Annotated in this window: 16 protein-coding genes; 4 read left to right on the top strand and 12 right to left on the bottom strand. The window is 43.4% G+C overall.

Going from position 1 to position 17843, the window contains the following annotated elements; all coding sequences use genetic code 11:
• Positions 1-81: 81 nt before the first annotated feature.
• A complete protein-coding gene (locus tag ACGHAV_RS07795; RefSeq protein WP_390378737.1) occupies positions 82-1347 on the bottom strand; it encodes a TMEM143 family protein in 1266 nt (421 codons plus the stop codon).
• Between the two features lie 190 nt (positions 1348-1537).
• Here ACGHAV_RS07795 and ACGHAV_RS07790 point away from each other — a divergent pair, with 190 nt between their 5' ends.
• Positions 1538-2137 carry a YigZ family protein gene (locus ACGHAV_RS07790; protein ID WP_390379333.1) on the top strand — a complete coding sequence of 200 codons (600 nt, stop codon included), beginning with the start codon at positions 1538-1540 and terminating at the stop codon, positions 2135-2137.
• A gap of 54 nt (positions 2138-2191) precedes the next feature.
• Here the strand turns inward: ACGHAV_RS07790 and ACGHAV_RS07785 are convergent, their stop codons facing one another.
• Both ACGHAV_RS07785 and ACGHAV_RS07780 read right to left on the bottom strand, forming a co-directional pair.
• On the bottom strand, positions 2192-4132 hold the full coding sequence (locus ACGHAV_RS07785; protein WP_390378734.1) for a M1 family metallopeptidase: 1941 nt from the start codon (positions 4130-4132) through the stop codon (positions 2192-2194).
• A 296-nt stretch (positions 4133-4428) separates the two neighbouring features.
• Positions 4429-4857 carry an organic hydroperoxide resistance protein gene (locus ACGHAV_RS07780; RefSeq protein ID WP_390378731.1) on the bottom strand — a complete coding sequence of 143 codons (429 nt, stop codon included), beginning with the start codon at positions 4855-4857 and terminating at the stop codon, positions 4429-4431.
• A gap of 177 nt (positions 4858-5034) precedes the next feature.
• Here ACGHAV_RS07780 and ACGHAV_RS07775 point away from each other — a divergent pair, with 177 nt between their 5' ends.
• The 3 genes from ACGHAV_RS07775 (at position 5035) to ACGHAV_RS07765 (ending at position 6932) form a co-directional block, all read left to right on the top strand.
• Positions 5035-5481, top strand: coding sequence for a MarR family winged helix-turn-helix transcriptional regulator (locus tag ACGHAV_RS07775; RefSeq protein WP_390378728.1), 447 nt, complete (start codon positions 5035-5037; stop codon positions 5479-5481).
• A gap of 225 nt (positions 5482-5706) precedes the next feature.
• Entirely contained in the window at positions 5707-6384 is a 678-nt protein-coding gene (locus ACGHAV_RS07770) for a hemolysin III family protein (protein ID WP_390378726.1), read from the top strand.
• Positions 6381-6932, top strand: coding sequence for a hypothetical protein (locus ACGHAV_RS07765; RefSeq protein WP_390378723.1), 552 nt, complete (start codon positions 6381-6383; stop codon positions 6930-6932). The genes ACGHAV_RS07770 and ACGHAV_RS07765 overlap by 4 nt, the downstream gene beginning before the upstream one ends.
• Positions 6933-7048: 116 nt before the next feature.
• Here ACGHAV_RS07765 and ACGHAV_RS07760 read toward each other — a convergent pair whose 3' ends face one another.
• The 9 genes from ACGHAV_RS07760 to ACGHAV_RS07720 all read right to left on the bottom strand — a co-directional run bounded on the left by ACGHAV_RS07760 (position 7049) and on the right by ACGHAV_RS07720 (position 17687).
• Positions 7049-7993, bottom strand: coding sequence for a hypothetical protein (locus ACGHAV_RS07760; protein ID WP_390378720.1), 945 nt, complete (start codon positions 7991-7993; stop codon positions 7049-7051).
• A gap of 16 nt (positions 7994-8009) precedes the next feature.
• The gene (locus ACGHAV_RS07755) at positions 8010-8789 is read right to left on the bottom strand and encodes a hypothetical protein (RefSeq protein WP_390378717.1); all 780 of its coding nucleotides are present in this window, start codon (positions 8787-8789) and stop codon (positions 8010-8012) included.
• On the bottom strand, positions 8789-9319 hold the full coding sequence (locus ACGHAV_RS07750) for an RNA polymerase sigma factor (protein WP_390378714.1): 531 nt from the start codon (positions 9317-9319) through the stop codon (positions 8789-8791). The genes ACGHAV_RS07755 and ACGHAV_RS07750 overlap by 1 nt, the downstream gene beginning before the upstream one ends.
• Before the next feature lie 280 nt (positions 9320-9599).
• Positions 9600-10508 (bottom strand): LysR substrate-binding domain-containing protein, encoded by a 909-nt coding sequence (locus ACGHAV_RS07745; protein WP_390378711.1) that lies wholly within the window; start codon positions 10506-10508, stop codon positions 9600-9602.
• Between the two features lie 217 nt (positions 10509-10725).
• Positions 10726-11997 carry an inorganic phosphate transporter gene (locus ACGHAV_RS07740; RefSeq protein ID WP_390378708.1) on the bottom strand — a complete coding sequence of 424 codons (1272 nt, stop codon included), beginning with the start codon at positions 11995-11997 and terminating at the stop codon, positions 10726-10728.
• A gap of 340 nt (positions 11998-12337) precedes the next feature.
• On the bottom strand, positions 12338-13054 hold the full coding sequence (phoU, locus tag ACGHAV_RS07735; protein ID WP_390378705.1) for a phosphate signaling complex protein PhoU: 717 nt from the start codon (positions 13052-13054) through the stop codon (positions 12338-12340).
• 71 nt (positions 13055-13125) lie between these two features.
• Complete coding sequence (pstB, locus tag ACGHAV_RS07730; protein ID WP_390378702.1) at positions 13126-13932, bottom strand: phosphate ABC transporter ATP-binding protein PstB; 807 nt, start codon at positions 13930-13932, stop codon at positions 13126-13128.
• A 16-nt stretch (positions 13933-13948) separates the two neighbouring features.
• The gene (gene pstA, locus ACGHAV_RS07725; protein ID WP_390378699.1) at positions 13949-15505 is read right to left on the bottom strand and encodes a phosphate ABC transporter permease PstA; all 1557 of its coding nucleotides are present in this window, start codon (positions 15503-15505) and stop codon (positions 13949-13951) included.
• Positions 15498-17687 carry an ABC transporter permease subunit gene (locus tag ACGHAV_RS07720; protein WP_390378696.1) on the bottom strand — a complete coding sequence of 730 codons (2190 nt, stop codon included), beginning with the start codon at positions 17685-17687 and terminating at the stop codon, positions 15498-15500. The genes pstA and ACGHAV_RS07720 overlap by 8 nt, the downstream gene beginning before the upstream one ends.
• Positions 17688-17843: the final 156 nt, after the last annotated feature.

Genomic DNA, 17843 nt, shown 5'->3' with positions numbered 1-17843 from the left:
GCGCTATGACGTAGTTCTGAACAGAACAAAAAGCTGAAAATCTAATTTCAGCAAACGTCTAGTTAGAAATCGACAGCTTGGTCAAACGGGCTGATAAATGTTATCCCAGTAATCATCTAATTCTTTTACGGCTTCGTTGAGCGGCAGTGCGACATAGCGTTCGTGCTGCTGTGTTACCAGCTTCATTGCTATTAGTTTTTCCATGGCATCTGGTATATCAAAGTCTAATTCGCAGCTGTGAGTATGTTTAAACCACTTTTCTATTTGGGTATCAAGCGCATCTGCAGTTAGGCCCTCGTTGCCATGTTGTAGTAAAAACGTATAGGCCAATAGCGCTTCTTTGCAGTCTTCTTCTTCAGCTGCGTCGATAAGTGTGTGAAACACGCCAGCATTGTTGTCTAAGTTTTTGAAATAGAGGTTGTCAGATAGCGCCTTCATAAAACGAATTTTTCGATTTTTAAATTTCGTCCACTCTTTGAAAATAAAACTACCAAATACCCCCATTCCTATTCCGAACGTGATTAAACTTTGCTTAGTAAGCTCAACCGATTCATCCTTCAAGCCAAAGTAGAACGCAAGAAACGACGCCATCAACACCAACGAAGCGCCTAACTTTGTTACTAGTACTACGGTTCCGCCAACTGCTGCCGATGCACCAATAATTAACTTGTCTAGCGGGCGCATACGTACTTCGCTATTGGGGAACAACATTTCTAAGTCAGCCTTGGGCACATTCTGAAATAGCTTTATAATGGTAGAGCCAGGCGTAAATGTGACCGGTTTCTGCTTTATGTTGTTGAAGTAATCTTCATCTTTAAACGTGATAAACACCGCTACACGGTCGTAATGCGTAAAAGTGATATCTTTCTTACGTAGCCCAAAGAAATAGCGCAGTGTTTCGGTTTTCATTGACTCGCCACGTCGATAAAACACCACGTTTTCAAAATCATCAAAGCTTACTTCAAGCCTTACTTTAAACAACGACTCTTCATTTAGCGCTTCCGCTAAATCATCATCAGTAACACGCTCGAAGTTTGCTGCATTGAGTAACGACGCAAAACGTTTAGAAAAAGTCTGTTGTGCGCTTTTTTTGTTGTCACGAGATACCGAAGTAAGCCGTCGCGTATCGGTATTTGGCTCGAACAATGCGTAGCTATCTTTTAGCTGCTCAAGCTGTTCGTGATACTGATAGTGGATGCGACTAACAAGTAATTTAGCGAACGTAAGAAAGTTGCTATCAGCTTCTGTGCTGTGTAGTGCATTTTGAGCAAGAAAAATGCTATGCACTTGTTGGCACATTTGAATGACGTCTTGTTTTCTAAAAGGAATAAATCGTTCTGCTGGCATGCTTATTAATATCAGTGACACGTTGTGAAAATGCGTGCTTATAAAATTCACGCTTAATAGTTATGTACGAGTAAACCACAAATTCCACATAACACAATGCCTCAAAAGGCTATAGAAGATGGGTTACAGCTTAAATGTGGTTATGCCATATGCACTTAATTGTTCATCGCCTTTGGTTTACAATGCTGACATGAGCTATCCCGTTCCCGCCAATCAGGTTGAAACCCTGTACGAAATTAAGAAAAGCAAATTCATTGCGTTAGCAGGCTTTGTTAACTCGCGTGAAAGCGCCATGACGTTGCTTGATCAAGCAAAAGCAAAATACCCAGATGCTAGACACCATTGTTGGGCTTATGTTTTTGGTAACCCTAACATGCCCACCAGTGCAGCCATGGCCGATGACGGCGAACCCAGTGGCACTGCAGGAAAACCCATTTTAAACGTACTTCAGCACAAAGATATTGGTGACATTATGATTATTGTTACGCGCTATTTTGGTGGTGTAAAACTTGGCGCTGGTGGTTTGGTACGTGCATATTCTGCAGCCGCTCAACAGGCTATAGATGCGTTAGAAGTACGCGAAGAAATAGTGCTAGACGATGTGTTTGTTGAAGTCGATTTTAAACACGAACAATTTGTTCGCCATATCGCTGAACAGGCATCTGGCAAAATAGCGCAATGCAACTATTCTCATTGTGTTGATATGCATATTCTTCTACCTAACGCTGCGCTAGATGACTTTGAACAGCAAATGGCGCCTATTGCTTTATCAATAAAAAAGCAGCGCTAAGCGCTGCTTTTTAGACCTTTTAATTAAGCATCTCTGCTTTTTAAGTAAGAAGAATTAGTGCACATAGCCCTCATTGGCTTTAACCGTTAACGGATGATACCCAAGCTTAGCTTCTTCGAAAGCACGTTTAGCAAATGCTTTGCCGTCAGGTGTTTTCGATAGCTCTCGGTAGAGCGGCTTAACCAACTTGTTTCGACCAATAGACACCAAATAATCATACAATCGGTCATAAGCAGGTTCATACTTATTCGCTACTGCAATCATTAGCCAGCTATGCGCTATTTCGTTATTTTGTGTAGATGTTAAAGCAAAAGCAGTATCTAGTTTTTCAAGTTGCTGCGCACTCAATGCTGTAGGCATATTATTTAGAAAATATAACCACTCGTGAACTGTCCAGTTTGTCGTATCGATATCAACTGCCTTTACGCTACCTTTTAGCCATGCAGCACGCGTTTTGTCTATGTTTACGAAGGCATCAGACTCTGGTTTTGGTGCATTTTGTGGAATACCCGGCTCAAAAATCCAAGTATTTATACGCTTTGCATCAAGTTTGTCGGGGTATTGTGCCAACAAAGTATCTTCTAAATACGCAATAAAGGTGTCGGTAGTAATGCTTTTAAACGCAAAGTCTTGGAAGTATTGCATTAAAAACGCATCAAAGTTTTCACGACCAATTTTGTGCTCTATTTCCCGTAGAAACAACGCGCCCTTTTCATAAGGAATGTTTGAAAACACGTCATCTGGGTTACGTCCGCGAAGGTCAATAGCAAGGATTTCGTCATGGGCTTCAAGGGCTGCCACGTCATTTTGCAAGTCTTGGTAGCCCAACACCGCTTCTTTTTTGAAACGATCATTACCGTAAATCATTTCCATAATGCGGTAAGTTAGGTAAGTAGTAAAACCTTCGTTTAACCATAAGTCGCGCCATGTGGCATTGGTTACTGTGTTGCCAGACCAACTATGGGCAAGCTCGTGAGCAATAAGCGAAACCAGGCTTTTATCACCTGCAATAACCGTGGGTGTTATAAAAGACAAGCGCGGGTTTTCCATGCCACCAAAAGGAAACGAAGGCGGTAAAATTAGTAGGTCATAACGGTCCCACTGGTACGGACCATAGGTTTTTTCTGTTACCTCAAGCATTGCTTCAGTGTCTTCGAACTCTTTCGCTGCACTTTCAAGCAAAGCCGGTTCTGCGTACACGCCCGTGCGTTCACCCATTGCTTTAAACTGCAAATCACCAATGGCTAACGCAATCAGATAAGACGGAATAGGCTGTGGCATGGTGAATTCATATTCGCCGTCGCGTGGGGTATCAGGATCGTTAGAGGCACTCATTACAGCCAATAAAGATTCAGGCGTTTTAATGGTGGCGTTATAGGTTACGCGAACTTGCGGTGAATCTTGCAGAGGAATAAAACTACGTGCGTGCACCGCCTGCGCTTGCGTAAACAAAAACGGATGTTCTTTTCCTGCGGTTTGTGCTGGCGTAAGCCACTGTACGCCCGATGCTTCAGCAGACGTTGCATAAGCAACTTTTACGGTGTTAACACCTTCTGGCAACGTGATTGTTAGCGCTGTACCTAAGTCTTCGTCTTTTTCACCAAGCGTAAACGGCACGGGTTTACCCTGCGCTGTTACTTCACTAATATCCAGTGCACGGGTATCTAACACGAGCTCGTTAAACTGTGGCGACGCTCGCTCTACTTGAAGTTCAGCGTACCCCACTAGCTGTTTAGTGTCGAAGTTGGCTGTTAAGTCTAAGTTTAAATGTGTAACACGTATTTCGTTGGGGTTAGAAAACGAGTGGTAATCGACGCCAGATGCAATATCAGATTGTGTAAGGCCTTTCAAGCCAGCGTTATCGACACTCTCTCTAGCTACTTCATTGTGCGCTGCTGTATTAGCCTGTGTTTTTTCTGAAACGCTATTGTTCTCGCTGCACGCAAACAGAAGCGGTAAACACATTGCCCCTGTTAGTAATCCGTATTTTTTCATTCTTTTTCCTACACAAAATAATGACTAAGCTTAATAATTTAATAGCTAGGTGCTTATATAACGCAATGCTTAAAATAGCGCGATGCTTCAAAAAGAAAACGTTTAAGCGCTGCACGTTAAGGTAAAACAAAGCTTAAGTAAAAACCTGCTATTACAAGCCTCTTTTACCACTATCCTATCAAGGCTTTGTTAGCTAAGCGAATGCATAACAACTTCAGTGTAAATAAGAAAAAGTGTTTTAGTTACAAAAAAGGCCGCATTAGCGGCCTTTTTACGGGAAACAACGAGATAAATACTTACGCTAGTGCAATTTCAACTTCAATGTTACCGCGGGTAGCGTTTGAATATGGGCACACCTGATGTGCGGTATCTACCAACGTTTGAGCCTGTGCTTTGTCCATATCGCCAAGGTCTACAGTTAGTTTTACCGCAATGGCAAAACCTTGCTCAATAGGACCAATAGACACATCGCCCGTTACACTAATATCATCGGCCAATTTAATTTTCTGAGACGCCGCAACATGTTTTAACGCACCGATAAAGCATGCTGAATAACCTGCAGCAAACATTTGCTCTGGGTTAGTGCCGTCACCACCAGCGCCACCCAATGCTTTCGGGGTAGAAAGCTTAAGCGCTAAATTGCCATCACTTGATTTTGCTGTTCCCTCACGGCCGCCTGTTGCAGTTGCCGTACCTGTGTATACCACTTGCTGTAATTTGTGCATTGAGTTTCTCCGTGTTGAAAGTACGTATTGATAGTACTTGTTGATAATACGTGTTGATACTAATAACGCAATTTAGTTTGCATGCAATATAAATTAGCATTAACGCGGCTTGCAGATCAAATAATTTGTATGCAAAATAAAAAACGTGTTTACCTATTACTATACGAAGGCAGTTACGTGTCAGAGCTTTTAAAATTGGAAAATCAGTTATGTCATCGGTTTTATACGCTGTCGAACGCATTCACACGTGCTTATCGACCGCTGTTAAAAACGTTAGACATTACCTACCCACAGTACGTAACGTTAATGGCTTTGTGGGAGACTGATAATTTGACAATAGCTGAACTACTCACGCGCACAGCTATTGATGGTGGTGCAATGTCGCTAATGCTCAAAAAGTTAGAGAGCAAAGGCTTATTGCAAGTCGTTAAAGACGAAAGTGATAAACGCGCTAAACGTGTTTTACTTACTCGAAAAGGAAAGGATGCTAAAACAACAGCTGAACAAGTCCCTAAGCAAATGCTGTGTAAGCTTCAAGGCATGACAACCGAAGAGAGCCGCCAGTTAAAAGATTTACTCGACAAATTAGGCGGCTGTTTTGCCAATGATGAATTAGACGAATAACCAACATCACAGCTTCTTTTTAATTTGTAATCTCTATGTCATCACATTAAGACTTAACTTTGCTATCATCTATTAAGCGTACACTTGTTCGCTTGATTGGTACGTTATCTTAATTTTTACGTTGTATTAGTTTGTTCATTATATGAATAGCTAGAATTTCACAGTTAAAATTTGAGCTTTGTAACGCCATACACCATTGAGAAAGTTAAACAAATGGGAGTTAGCATGAGTCACACTTTGCACGTTTCATCCCCTAAAAATAGCGAAGAACCAAGTATGCAAGCAAAAGCGTATTCGGTAATAGAAGAATGGTTAAACAGCATTAGTCACGGTATTGGCTTTGTAGCCGCTATCGTCGGCTTGGTATTTATGCTGTATCGCGCCGACAATACGCTTGCACTTACCACGGCTGCTATTTATGGCTCTACGCTTATTTTGATGTTTCTAAGTTCAACGCTGTATCATGCTATCACTCACCAAAAAGCAAAAGGCTGGCTGAAGCTTTTCGACCATAGCGCAATATATTTATTGATAGCGGGTACTTACACACCTTTATTGCTCGTTTCTATAGGCGGTGTATTAGGAATTACAATGACCGCTGTAATATGGTGTTTGGCCCTTGGTGGCGTGACCTTCAAACTTGTTGCGCAGCATCGCTTCCCAAAAGTTTCCGTAATGACTTATTTGTTAATGGGGTGGATAGCGCTGGGTTTAATTTACCCACTTTACATGTCGTTACCCGGCGCGGGGCTATGGCTTTTAGTGGCAGGCGGTATTTGCTTTAGCGTTGGTGTGTGCTTTTACGTTGCAAAAAAGGTAAAGTACACACATGCAATTTGGCACTTATTTGTCATTGGCGGCTGTAGCTGTCATTACTTTTCTATTTATTACTTTGTGGTATGACAAACACCTTAACAAGCTCAAATTTTAATACTGATACTTCCGATGAAAACGGCAATAAAAGCACGACAGCAGCGCGTGAGATTGCTTGGTTTTCTTTGCGTAGTGGAAAAATTTGTCTTGGTAAGAAGCCTACTGCCGCCGACTTTGCACGTTTGAAAGGCTTGGGCGTTACTCATTTGGCCACGGTTCAAACCAGTGAAGAAGACGCGCCTCGCATTAGAGATGGTGCAATTGCCGCAGGGTTAGAGTGGTCATGGGTTCCGTTTTTGCATCCATCTGCTGTATCGCCTACCGACGATGTACACCTACATCAATACCTTCATGAACTGTCACAGCTACTTTTAGAAGGTGCTCGTATTTACTTGCACTGTGACGGTTCGCAACACCGCTGTTCACTGTTGTTTTACGCGCTATGTCATTATTGCCGAGTTCCGTCTGACAGCGCATACAACGCATTACATAGTTTTGGTGCAACAGCAGCTAATAATTTAGTGCGCTCTGAATTGGCTTGGGCTGCTGAGCTTGGTCATACCGCACCGCGCATGTAGATAAAACGTGGAAATCAAACAAAGCGGTTATACTCACTGATAAGACGCACTGATAAAAAAGACTTAAGCGCTTGGCTACACTATTTGTCTTTTTTTACCAGTGCGTGTTAGCTACCTTAGAACTTATATACTTCGGCATTAGCCAACAGTTTGTTTGCATCAATTTTTTCTTGCACGCAACGAACCACATCGGTACGAGAGAAAACATAAATTCTATCTTTTCGAGCGCGATTACTCTCTACTTCGAAGTCTTTTAATACCATGCTGATATGCTCGTCTTGGGGAAGACCGCGAAGCCCTGCGCCAAATCGGCAAAGTGTTTCACTTATACCAACTTCAAAACCGGCAAGAAACGCTTTGTACTGCTGTTCTTGTTTTTCTTTGCGTTTAGCCAGCTCTTTCTCTTGCGCTTTTTCAACGGCCTTTAGCTCTTCTTGCATGTTTTTCGCTTTGGTTTGCACTTGCGAAAGCTTTTGCTGTGAAGCCTCTTTCTGTTCAAGTAGTTCTTTTTTACGCTCTTCATCGGCATGGCGCAGCTCAAACGTAATGTCGCGAAGCTCGCGTTCTGCTTCTCGAGCTTCCCACGCCAGCTCTCGCTGCATGGTTCTCAAGTCGCGCATTCTGTCGTTGTTGTCAGCTAAAGCATGGGAAAAGTGTCTGCTTGTTGCTTCAGCATAAGACTCCCACTCTCGCGTAGCCTCCATCACTATTTCGTCTATCTCTTCTAATGAACCACTGATATGAGGTACCGGTGGCGCGGGTGGTGCAGACGGTACCGCTCCAACAAAACCTTCAACTAAGGTTTCAATTTCGTGAACCCAATTATTGTTATGACCTCTAAGCGACATTGTAAACACCGCCCCTTGCCCGGCTAAGTAACTGGTATCAATTTGATTAACGCGCCAGCTGTCAGAGGTAACATTTTGACGTAGGGATGTGTTAAGCACACCTGACATTATTTCCAGCTCATTTGCCAAGTCTTCATATTTATTCTGACCTTGCGCGGCAGCCATACCACTGGTTACAGTACATAGCACTAATGCTGTTATTAAACGTTTCATATATTTACCTGCTTGCTTAGTCTTCAATTAACGGTGTGGGCTCATTCAACAATGAGTAAGGCTTACCATTTCCCCTAACACCCTGGTTTGGTGTTGTCATGTTTGGTTTTGTCATTTGGGGGTTTAAAACGGCGCTATAGCCTATTTCAATGTCATCAATTTCGTCTTGTAAACGGCTAAACTGCTGCGCATAAAATCGTTGATCATCTATGCGTTGGTCGTTAATGAACATTAGCAGTTCAGCAAAGTCTTCTTTGCGTTCTTCTCGGCTGGACGCCAATAAATACTGTGTAAGCTCGGCGCTACTTCTTTGCTGCTGTGTTGACAAAGCTTGCGCATATTCTTTAAACAAGGTTTGATTAACCTGCTGATAATATTCTCTTTGTTCACCAAGTGCTGTTGCCACCTTTTCGGCCACCAAGGTATCTACATCTTTCTGCGCTTGGGTAGCAGAAAATGTCAGAGCAATACTGTTTTGGTTAAAAGACAATTGAGCGCCCGTAAGCACAGCCAATAATGCACACGCAGATGTGGCCATTGCCATTGAGGATAGTGAAAACCAGCTCGCCTTTGACTTTGTAACCGTGTGTTCAAAGAAGGTACTGCTTTTGTCCCATTGCGGTGTGATTGGCGAAGCAAAGTTGTCAGCACTGTTTTTAATAACGCTCGCGGCGTCTACACGCTGTGCAAAGTCGCTATCTGACTGACATAGCGCATCAAACTGGTCCTGCTGGTTTTGTGTTAGTGTTCCTTCTAAAAATGCTGCCAATAAGGCTTCTTTTTCATGTAGATTCATTACTCTAACTCCAACTTCAACTTTGCTAACGCAGCGTACAGGCGCGATTTTGCGGTGTTGGCTGATATATCCATTTGCTCGGCTATTTCATCAAACGTAAATTGGCCAAAAAACTTAAGCTCTACCACCGCTTTTTGCCCTAATGGCAGCTGTTGCATAGCTTGCATTAGTGCTCGGCTTTCTCGGTTACTACTCAGCTGCATTTCAGGGCATGGCGCGTCGCACAAAGGCGACTGAATATCGTCTATATCTACGCTAGGCTTGCGCTTGCGATAAAGTTCCACACATCGACAGTGCGCTATTCGATATAGCCAACTTTTAAAGCTGCCCTCGCCTTTAAAGCAGGTAAGGCTGCGAAACACCGAGATAAAAATCTCTTGCATAAGGTCAGCTGCATCATGACTATTACCCGTCATACGAATACCGTATTGATACATAGCGGTTTCATAGCGAGCAATCAGCATATACCACGCTTTCTTATTCCCGTTTAATGCCTGTTCCACGAGCTTTTCATCTCGTTTTTTAAACACGGCCTTCCCCGTTTTGTTTATCTTTTAGTTACTTAACCATTAAGTCGTTAGGGTTGCCAAAAAAGTTTGGTAGAAATGCGGTTTTTTTTAGTTGTTGAACAGAAATGATGGGTAAAGTGCAGCTTTAAGTGACTTACGCCTGCACGATACATATTGAATGCGGCTGAAATGACGCTAAAACTTTAGCATTTGAAAATAAAATAGAGCTGTATAAGCGGCGGCACAAAAACATATCACCGCATGTCGAATTTAATTTCTGGGCCTGCTATTTCCGAGCCTTTTATTTCAGCGTGGGAATAGGCAATAGTGGCGATAGAATCTCACCAATTCGTCTAAATAGCTGCATACGCGTCGTACCCGAACGCCATACTAACCCTATTTCTCTAAAGCCCTTTTCTTCTGCGGGGAAGCTCTTAAGCCCAGTATGCTCCAAAATTGATTGATTAAGTGCTAATTCGGGTAAGAATGTATAACCCATTTTGCTATTAGCAAGCTGTACTAGTGTGTATAGGCTGCTCGCGGCAACACTGCTAATTTGCTCGCTATGCTGCAAGTTACAAGCACTTACGGCGTGACCGGTCATACAGTGTTCTTGCTGAAGTAAGAAAATACTCTTCTTAGGCAAAGATGAGATATCTACCGGATTAGGCAACTGCTCTGCCATTTCTTCATGGGCAATAAGATGGAACGGGTCATGCCCTAACACCATTTGCTTACACCCTGGCGTTTCCATAGGTAACGCAAGAATAAGCAAGTCTAAACGACCATCGGTAAGTTGTTGAAGTAACTTTTCGGTCGTATCTTCCTGTAGCTCTACATTAATATCAGGCAGAAATGCTGAGAATGCGCCAAGCATCCCTTCGAACATGAACGGTGCAATAGTTGGAATAACACCCAGTTTTAATGTGCCGCGCTGCCAATTACCTGCATTTTTTGCGTACTCTACAAGCTCGCCGGCTTCCTGAAGTAACACTTTGCTTCGCTCTACAATATCAAGCCCAAGTGAGGTAAACACGAATGTCTTATGCTCACGTTCTAACAGCTGACTACCAAAGTGTTCTTCAAGGTTTTGAATAGCGGTACTCAACGTAGACTGACTTACGTTGCAACGCTGTGCCGCACGGTGAAAGTGCTGTTCTTGGTGTAGCGTTACAAGGTAGTGCAAATGCTTAAGGTTAGGCCACTTCATGTATCTTCTCTCAAAAAAGAAAAATGAATTAAAAAGTATACGTTTAATCTATCATAAAGATTACAAACAACCCACCCTAAAACTACGCTTTGCATAAGCAAAATTACAGAAGTAAGCGTAGGTAGATACAATGCCATTAAAAAAGCCGCATACGGATGAACGTTATGCGGCTTCTGATAGCATTTTTGGCTTGATATCTTTGACGTTAAAGCAGGTGCTACGCCACGCCAAATGCAGCTTTCAGTATATAGAAGAAAATAATAGAAAGGATAGCGCCTGCTGGTAACGTGACAATCCACGAAACAACAATATTTCTTACAATACCAAGGTTAAGCGCGGATACACCGCGAGCTAAACCCACACCCAGTACAGCACCAACGAGTGTTTGTGTAGTTGAGATAGGCAAACCTGTACCTGATGCGATTACTACCGTACACGCAGCAGCAAGTTCTGCTGCAAAACCACGGCTAGGCGTAAGGTGTGTAATGCCCTGGCCAATAGTTTTGATAACGCGATGACCAAATAGCGCAAGACCGGCAACAATGCCTAAGCCGCCTAGAGGTAAGATCCAAGGCGCAAGCGTTGTGCTTGAGTTTATAGCACCGCCACTACTCACCACGCTAACTACTGCAGCTAGTGGACCAATAGCGTTGGCTACATCGTTAGAGCCGTGTGCGAAGGCCATACAGCACGCTGTAACGACCATTAATAACGCGAATACCTTTTCCACGTTTGCGGTTTGTAAGTCAGCGTCTTCAGAGCCGCTAAATCTCATGCGACCAATTAACCACTTACCCATAAAGGCAAGCAGCACAGCAATACCAATAGCAAGCAGATAACCGTTTACGGCGCTAAGCTCTAAACCTACGTGCTTTAAGCCTTTCTTGATGGTTACTAGCGACATTACAAAGCCTGCTAGCGCCATGTAAAATGGTACATATCGCTTTGCATTTTCAAACGGCGATTGCGTTTGGAAAATTAGCTTGTGCGCACTCATAAAAATGAGATACGCAATAATGCCTGAGATAGCAGGCGTCACCACCCAACTACCTACAATGCCGCCTACTTTGTCCCATGCAACAGCATCCATACTCACGCCAGTTGCCGTAAAGCCAATGATAGCGCCAATAATAGAGTGCGTTGTTGAAACAGGCCATCCTAACCATGATGCAACGGCAAGCCAGATACCTGCTGCCAGCAACGATGAAATCATACCTAAAACTAAGTATTCAGGTATGTCGATGAAATAGCTTGAGTCGATGATTCCCTTTCGGATGGTAGAGGTTACTTCGCCACCTGCAAGGTAAGCGCCAGCAAACTCGAAAATCATAGCAATAATGATTGCTTGTTTTATCGTTAAAGCTTTAGAACCTACAGACGTTCCCATTGCGTTAGCAACGTCGTTCGCTCCAATACCCCATGCCATGACGAAACCAACGCCGGCGGCAAGAAGAATCAGAATTAGGCCATAACTTTCAAAAAATTCCACGGATAACCGCTCCCGATCTAAACGCGATTTAGGCTAGATGCCACGTGACAACGCAGCATAGACTCTGGGCCGACTAGGCTAGAGTGAGAAGTTAAAGACAAATTGTGTTTTATCATAAGGTTCGATTAAATTTTGCACGATCTGTTCTTGGCTGCGGCGCATGATAACTTAATCGTCTACGAAGCCATAGCGAAAATCACTGAAAAACGATAAAAGAATGTGGAAATATTTGAAAGCGATGATAAAACCACCAAATATTTCACTTTTATTACAAACGTATTTCAGTGTGTAACCATAGCGTTAACTATTATATAAATCCATGTAGACCAAATGGACAAGATTACGTTAAATCTTCCAGCTTCTGCGCCATGTTTTCCAGCGGTGTATGTCGAACATCTGTTCCGCGTGTTAAATACACCACATACTCACACACATTTTTGCATCTATCGCCAATTCGCTCTAGTGAGCGCAATGCCCACAAAACATCTAACCAATCTTGCATATCGTCGGTGCTTTTTTGCATTTCTGAAGTGGTGTATGACAACAGGCGCTTATATTCACTATCAATGCGGTTATCTTGATCGTATACCTCAAGCGCAGCGGCTTCATCTTGTCGCGCAAAGGCGTCAAACGTACCTCGCATCATGGCCGCCACACGTTCACCTATTAGCAGCATACTGCTTTTTATTGTGTCTGATGTAGGTAACTTGTTTCGGGTTACTAATTTAGCAATACGCTCAATTTCATCCCCCATACGTTCTATATCGGTGATGGCCTTTGAAATTGTCATGATTAATCGCAGATCGCTGGCGGTAGGATGACGCTTTGCGATGATGCGTAGGCACTCTTCATCAATCTGCATCTCCATCGAGTTTACCTTTAAGTCGTTCAAGACAACCTTTTCGGCCAAACCCGCGTGATTGTGCTTTACTGCTTTCAGCGTATCGACAAGCTGTTGCTCTACTTCGCCGCCCATGGTCAACACCGAGTTACGTAAATTTTCCAGCTCGATGTTAAACGTACCGGATATATGCGTGTTTAATGCAACCTGACGCATGCTAACGCCTCCTGTTACCGTTAAAAGACCAATATGGTGAATTAACCGCTTTTAAATTAACTGTCTTCAGGTTAACCATAGCGCCCCGTTATATAGTCTTCGGTTTGTTTCTTGTCTGGCATTGTGAAAAGTGTATCGCTGTCTGCGTACTCAATTAAACGCCCCTGATGGAAAAACGCGGTGTAGTCGCTTACCCGTGCCGCCTGCTGCATATTGTGCGTAACAATAATAATAGTGCACTGCTTTTTAAGTTCGTCCATCAGCTCTTCAATAAACAGTGTGGTAAGCGGGTCAAGGGCCGACGTTGGTTCATCTAGTAGCAGAATATCGGGCTTTAACGCTAACGCACGCGCTATTACCAAGCGCTGCTGCTGACCGCCCGAAAGCACCTGGGCAGACTCAAACAGCCTGTCTTTAACCTCATTCCAAAGCGCCGCCTTCTTTAGCGCGCTTTCAACAGCATCATCTAAATGACGACGTACTTTAACGCCCTGCAACTTTAATCCGTAGCATACGTTCTCATAAATACTCATAGGAAAAGGATTCGGTCGCTGAAACACCATTCCCACGTTTGCGCGAAGGCGCGATACGTTTACTTTCTTACTATTAATGTTGCGGCCATCAATAATAATTTCGCCGCTGTATTTACAGCCGTCATATAAATCGTTTAGTCGATTGAAGGCACTGATTAGCGTTGATTTACCGCAACCACTTTGGCCAATCAGCGCGGTAATTTTATTGCGCGGAATACGCATGCTAATGTCGTTTAAGACGTGTTTATTACCAAACCACAAATTCAAATTTCTAACATCTACCGCAGTATTCTCGTCGGTTATGTCGTCTACGCTTTGGGTATTGTGTTCGAACAGCTTCAACATAATAAGTAGCGCCTGTTTATCCTGTTAAATAGCGTCTTCGCAGACGGCTTCTGAGTATAACCGCTAAGATATTGAGTACAAAAACTACAATGAGCAGCAGCAAACATGCTGCAAACATCATACTTGCGCTTTTTCCATCGGTTTGGCTATGAAACGCGCCGTCATAAATTAATACACCTAAGTGCATAAACTGTCTGTCGAGATGCAAATAAGGAAACTCACCGTCTAGCGGAAGCGTAGGTGCAAACTTTACGGCTCCCACTAACATAAGCGGTGCCACCTCTCCCGCGGCACGAGCAATAGCCAAGATAACGCCGGTCATAATACCGGGCGACGCAATAGGTAATATCGTTCGCACTATAGTTTCCATTTTTGTTGCCCCTAGCGCATAACTGCCGGCTTTCAAGCCCTCAGGTACACGTCTAAGACCTTCTTCAGTGGCTACTATTACTACCGGCAACGTAAGTATGGCCATGGTTAACGACGCCCAAAACACACCAGGACTACCCATGGTAGGCGCAGGCAACGTGTCGCCAAAGAACAACTCATCTATGCTGCCCCCTACGGCGTAAACAAAGAACCCCAAACCAAACACGCCGTAAACAATAGATGGCACACCTGCCATATTGCTCACACTAACGCGTATTACCGTGGTTAAGCCATTATTAGGTGCGTATTCACTTAAATAAATGGCGGCAAGCACGCCAAATGGCGTAACAATAATGGTCATTAAAAACACCATCAGCACGGTACCAAAAAGAGCTGGAAATACACCACCAGACGTATTGGCTTGCTTGGGTGAATCAGTTAGGAACACGCCCACATCATTGAAAAAAACTTTCCATTTTTGCCAAAGCGTTAAGTTACTCACAAAGTCAACACTCTGAACGCTGGCCATGGGCACCAGCAGGCTTTCACCATCAGCAAACTTTACTGCCAGTTGGTACTTATCGCGTCTAGACTCCAACGCGTATACCCGCTTTTGGAATAGTTCAAATTCGCTAACAAGCTTTTCACGCGCAGGTGCTTTCTTTTCAACATTACGATTATCAAAAGCTGAAAGCGCTTCGTGTATGGGGGCCAAATTTTGAACGTTTATATTTTCAATATTGGCGCTGATTAAGGCTACCTCGGCTGTAATTTGTTCATAACTATCTAGTGATTTTTTTGAATCACTGGGCTCAACGATATGAAAGGGGCTGGCAAGAATTCGGCGCCCATCAACAAACTTTATCTCAGCGGTTCCCTTTGCCAACGTTTTACTTTGAATATCAGACGCGGTTAAACGCATCTGAGAGCCGTATGGGTTTTGTGAGTCAGAATATTTAAGCGTTATCTCATTGGTAGCAGGGTCGCTATAAACATTAGCGAAAAATGCGCGGGGTGCGCCTTCTTTATTTGTCGTCACTAAGTAAACAGGCTCAGGCCAAAAATAAGCCATTCCACGAAAGCTTATAAGTAAAAGTACACTTACCAACGCAATAATAAGTATAGCCGTAAAGAACGCAGTTAAACTTATAACCAGCGACTGTCGCTGAGAAGCGTTTAAAACCGTTTTTGGCGTACTAACCATAATAACTACGCCCCTTAATTCGCTGACGCGTCAACTCGGCCAACGTGTTAACCACAAACGTAAACATAAATAGAATGCAGGCTGTAAAAAAGAGAATTTGATAGTGCGCTGATGACACTTCAGCCTCTGGTAGTTCTATGGCTAGGTTGGCAGTAAGCGCTCGTAGCCCCTCAATAAGCCCCCAACTGGATATAGGCGTATTCCCTGTGACCATAAGTACGATCATGGTTTCACCAAACGCACGCCCGAAACCAAGCATTACCGCGGCAATAATACCAGGGAATGCCACGTGCAAAACTACGTGCACCAATGTTTGAAGTCGCGTTGCGCCCAATGCGAAAGACGCATTTTTTAAATCATTGGGAACACCATAAATGGCGTCTTCAGCAAGTGAATAAATACTGGGGGATATTGCTACACCTAACGCCAATGCCACTACTATTGTGGTTTTTCCAATTGGACTATCCGATTCAGCGGCTAATAAGGTAAAACTATCAATACCAAGTAGTGAACCTATTATTGACGGTGCGTATTGCACACTAACGTAACCCAGTAAAAGTGCACCACCTACCGCAAACAAGAGTTCGGCTCCGTGGCGAATTCTTTTTGGTAACCACTGTGCAAATGGACGCTGCACAAGTGCAACAACAATAAGCACAAAAGGAATAACTACTAAGAAAAATGCAAACGAAAAAAGAAACTGCTCGGCTTTAGGTGACAGCCAAATAGCGGCAATAAAGCCAATAAGCACGCTTGGGATAGCTTCAAGTAGTTCTATCGCGGGTTTAATTGTGCTGCGCAATTTCCCCTTTGCAAAGAACGCAGTATAAATGGCTGCTCCTATTGCCACGGGTATAGCAATAAGAAGCGCTAATAAAGACGCTTTGATGCTGCCTATTAGTAATGGCGTAAGGCTGAATTTTGCTTCTTGGAAATCGCTTGCGCTGGTTGTTTGCCATACTGTGTCATCGTCTTCATAGCCTTCGTAGTGCTGTGGGCTAAATAGCGACGACCATGTTGTGCTGCCAGACAAATCTTTGCCCTGCCAAACGGTTAATGCCGATGCAGTAGAGCCAAACAACTTATCCCCATACCAAATAATCGTTTGTGGGTTTACTGTAATTTTCTCTGATTTTACTACCTCTCCCGACACCCGATTAACTAACAACATACGGTGTTTAGAGGTAAGTATGGTCACTAAATTCATACTTGCATGTTCGGCGATATCAACCACACGCTCGTTTTGCATTAAGCGAAGACTATAAGTAGGTGAGAATACTAAACCATTGTCGCTTTGATTTAACACCCAGCGCTGAACTTCATTACCCTTTCTGGTTGCTATAAAGAATGTGCGGTGCTTGGCGAGCGGAAAAGACAACGGTGTGCTAGCGCCATCGCCAGAAAAAATGTCGTCTGTTACTGGGTACAGTACATTCCCCGTATCCATTAAACGGTTGAAGTACACGGAGTTATTAATCTCAAGCAAAATGTTCTGGCTACCTGGCAACAATGTATAGCGCGATACATTCTTAAAGGTTTTATCTATTACTTCAGTTGGACGTTTACGGTTAACCCAACGAACGAAAACATCATTGTTTTGTTCGATAGCCACAACGGCCCATTTAGTTGACAGCGCAATTTTCCAGCCGGTGCGTTCATTCCATTTTTCCTGTGGCAAGGAAAAGGTGATGAAATTAGACAAAATCATTACCGCTAACTCGTTAGCTTTAGGCTCTTGGGTTACGTCATTGGTAACACCTAAAGCACGCACTGGCAGCACTCTTACCTGTGCATTGCCCGACACATCCACTATATAATTTTCACCCATAATCGACTGGGTTATAAGCTCGTGTTCGCAAGGACGTATGTACTGATTAGCGCTGCTTAAAATATTGTCGTTGAGTACCTTCAGCCCTAAACGACAGTCATTTTTTTGCACTAAAAGGGGTTGACCGTTTAACACATCACCGGTGTTGACTATTCGCTCGCTTGCATCAACTTTGTACGTTGCTATTTGCTGAAGGCTGGGAATGTAAGTAAGGGGAAGCGCTTGGCTAATCAAGTGCGTAATTAGAATTACCAGCGTCAACAAAACCAGCCCACCAAAGCCAGTAATTACATAGCGCGCCCATCTATCGTTTCGCTGACGTTTTCTGTTAATGCTGCCGCTGTCCAAACTCATGCTATCGTTCTAATCGTTCTTATTGTTAAAATTCTGCTTCTACAAGAGAATTTGACGAAAATTGCACTGGTGAGCAGTGTAAGTTTTGTTATGCTAATAGCAAGTGAAAGTTTATCGAATACCGGCGCTCACTTACTTAATTTGCTATGGTATTCC

This window comes from Alteromonas sp. MTD1, from assembly GCF_042848195.1.
Lineage (GTDB): Bacteria > Pseudomonadota > Gammaproteobacteria > Enterobacterales > Alteromonadaceae > Alteromonas.
Note: the sequence above shows the minus strand (reverse complement) of the source record. Positions and strands in the feature narration are given on the sequence as shown.

What these genes read in the sequence shown, in the direction of transcription:
- ACGHAV_RS07745 (WP_390378711.1), bottom strand. Translation starts at nt 10,508, where the DNA reads ATGAAGTGGCCTAACCTTAAGCATTTGCACTACCTTGTAACGCTACAC.
- ACGHAV_RS07765 (WP_390378723.1), top strand. Translation starts at nt 6,381, where the DNA reads ATGACAAACACCTTAACAAGCTCAAATTTTAATACTGATACTTCCGAT.
- ACGHAV_RS07780 (WP_390378731.1), bottom strand. Translation starts at nt 4,857, where the DNA reads ATGCACAAATTACAGCAAGTGGTATACACAGGTACGGCAACTGCAACA.
- ACGHAV_RS07760 (WP_390378720.1), bottom strand. Translation starts at nt 7,993, where the DNA reads ATGAAACGTTTAATAACAGCATTAGTGCTATGTACTGTAACCAGTGGT.
- ACGHAV_RS07785 (WP_390378734.1), bottom strand. Translation starts at nt 4,132, where the DNA reads ATGAAAAAATACGGATTACTAACAGGGGCAATGTGTTTACCGCTTCTG.
- ACGHAV_RS07755 (WP_390378717.1), bottom strand. Translation starts at nt 8,789, where the DNA reads ATGAATCTACATGAAAAAGAAGCCTTATTGGCAGCATTTTTAGAAGGA.
- pstB (WP_390378702.1), bottom strand. Translation starts at nt 13,932, where the DNA reads ATGTTGAAGCTGTTCGAACACAATACCCAAAGCGTAGACGACATAACC.
- ACGHAV_RS07770 (WP_390378726.1), top strand. Translation starts at nt 5,707, where the DNA reads ATGAGTCACACTTTGCACGTTTCATCCCCTAAAAATAGCGAAGAACCA.
- ACGHAV_RS07720 (WP_390378696.1), bottom strand. Translation starts at nt 17,687, where the DNA reads ATGAGTTTGGACAGCGGCAGCATTAACAGAAAACGTCAGCGAAACGAT.
- ACGHAV_RS07795 (WP_390378737.1), bottom strand. Translation starts at nt 1,347, where the DNA reads ATGCCAGCAGAACGATTTATTCCTTTTAGAAAACAAGACGTCATTCAA.
- ACGHAV_RS07790 (WP_390379333.1), top strand. Translation starts at nt 1,538, where the DNA reads ATGAGCTATCCCGTTCCCGCCAATCAGGTTGAAACCCTGTACGAAATT.
- pstA (WP_390378699.1), bottom strand. Translation starts at nt 15,505, where the DNA reads ATGGTTAGTACGCCAAAAACGGTTTTAAACGCTTCTCAGCGACAGTCG.
- phoU (WP_390378705.1), bottom strand. Translation starts at nt 13,054, where the DNA reads ATGCGTCAGGTTGCATTAAACACGCATATATCCGGTACGTTTAACATC.